Source organism: Bradyrhizobium sp., assembly GCF_049798375.1.
GTDB lineage: Bacteria > Pseudomonadota > Alphaproteobacteria > Rhizobiales > Xanthobacteraceae > Bradyrhizobium.
Window position 1 is genome coordinate 1 of the sequence record NZ_JBARGP010000076.1, and the last position, 2067, is coordinate 2067.

The 2067-nt window shown below is 64.4% G+C and carries 1 protein-coding gene and 1 pseudogene; one reads left to right on the plus strand and one right to left on the minus strand.

Annotation, left to right across the window (positions count from 1 at the left end; genetic code table 11):
* A pseudogene (locus WA702_RS03245) lies at positions 1 to 647 on the plus strand (pilus assembly protein); the annotation flags it as partial.
* 69 nt (positions 648 to 716) lie between these two features.
* Here WA702_RS03245 and argJ read toward each other — a convergent pair.
* Entirely contained in the window at positions 717 to 1958 is a 1242-nt protein-coding gene (argJ, locus tag WA702_RS03250; protein ID WP_425109088.1) for a bifunctional glutamate N-acetyltransferase/amino-acid acetyltransferase ArgJ, read from the minus strand.
* Positions 1959 to 2067 lie beyond the last annotated feature (109 nt).

Consider the following 2067-nt stretch of genomic DNA (forward strand, 5'->3'; position numbering starts at 1 on the left):
TCTATCCGGACCAGTTCCGGATGGCGATCTACGACTTCGGCGCATCCTCGAAGACGATCGGGCTTCGTGCGCTGTTCTCGCTGTCGTCGAGCCTGTCGAGCGCCAAGACGGCCGCCGGCAACATCGACCTGATGGGCGTCTATGGCAACAATGACGCCTACACCGCCGACAAGGACACCCAGTTCAGCACCGTGTTTCCAGCCATCAACGACCAGATTCCAAAATCGGGCGACGGCACCCCGGGGTCACCGCTCAAATACCTGTTTTTCGTCTCGGACGGCGTGGCCGACGAGAGCAATACAGGGTGCCTCAAGACGATGAAGAACGCGACGTTCGGCAACATCTCGCCGCGCTGCCAGTCGCCGATCAATCCAACGCTCTGCCAGAGCCTGAAAGACAAAGGCATCAAGATCGCCGTGCTCTACACCACCTATCTTCAGCTGCCGACCAACAGTTGGTACATGGGCTGGATCGACCCCTTCAACAAAGGGCCGTTCGGCCCGTCGCCGAACAGCGAGATTGCGCAGAACATGAAGGCCTGCGCCTCGGACGGGTTCTATTTCGAGGTCAGCCCGACCCAGGGCATCGCGGATGCGATGAATGCCCTGTTCCGCAAGGCGGTCGCCGACGCCCGTATCTCGAACTGACCGCGAAGCGGTCATCCCGGGGCGCTCGCGGAGCGAGCGAGCCCGGGATCTCGAACTGAGGTGGCCAGTCTACGATCGGTAGTCGCCGTTGATCGCGACATATTCCTTGGTGAGGTCGCAGGTCAGCACGCGGTCCTTGCCCTTGCCGAGGCCGAGCGCGACCTTGATCTGAATCTCCGGCTGCTTCATCGCCGCTGATACTTCCTTCTCGTCATAGGACGGATCGCGCGCGCCGCGGGTGGCGACCCGGATGCCGTTGAAGGAGATCGAGAGCTTGTCGCGGTCGGCCGGCTCGCCGGCCTTGCCGACCGCCATCACCACGCGACCCCAATTGGCGTCTTCGCCGGCAACCGCGGTCTTCACCAGCGGCGAATTGGCGATCGACATTGCGATCCTGCGCGCCGACTGCTTGGTCTTGGCGCCCTCGACGACGATCTCGATCAGCTTGCGCGCGCCTTCGCCGTCACGGGCGACCTGCTCGGCAAGATCGGCCAGCACCTCGTTGAAGGCCTTGACGAAGGCCTTGAGCCTGGGATCGCTGGCGCGGCTGATCTTCGGCGCGCCATTGTCGGCGGCAGCGCCGGTGGCGAAGGCCAGCAGCGTGTCCGAGGTCGAGGTATCGCCGTCGATCGTCACGGCGTTGAAGGTGTCCTCGACGCCGGCCTTCAGCAGCGCCTGCAGCGCCGGCGCCGAGATCGGCGCATCGGTGAAGACGAAGGACAGCATCGTCGCCATGTCCGGCGCGATCATGCCGGCGCCCTTGGCCATGCCGCAGATATTCACCCTGGCTTTGCCGAGCTTGACGGTAGCGGTCGCGACCTTCGCAAAGGTATCGGTGGTCATGATGGCCTGCGCGGACGCCATCCAGTTCGCGGGCTCCGCATCTTCGGCAAGCTGGTCGAGCACGCCGTTGAACTTGGTCGCATCGAGTGGCTCGCCGATCACGCCGGTCGACGCGAGGAAGACCTCTTCCTGTTTGCAGCCGGCGGCCTTGGCGGCGATCTGTGCCGTCAGTGCGGTGGACTGCTTGCCGGTCTTGCCGGTGAACGCGTTTGCATTGCCGGAATTGACCACCAGCACGCGCGCCTTGCCACCCTTGAGCTTGGCGCGGCACCATTCGACCGGTGCCGACGGGCATTTCGATTGGGTGAACACGCCGGCGACCGTAGTGCCGGGATCGAGCATCGCCAGCAGCACATCGGTGCGGTTCTTGTAGCGGATGCCGGCGGCCGCGGTGGCCAGCCTGACGCCCGCGATCGCGGGCATCTCGGGGACTTCGGTCGGGGCGAGCGGGGACACGGCTGAGGACATCGGGGCTTCCGGCAATCGGAGATGAGGAAGCGCTCTGTATCACCTCATTCGTTGTCGCGGGAGAGGGCGCATCCACATCCTCCCGTCATCCCGGTCAGGCGCGCAATTG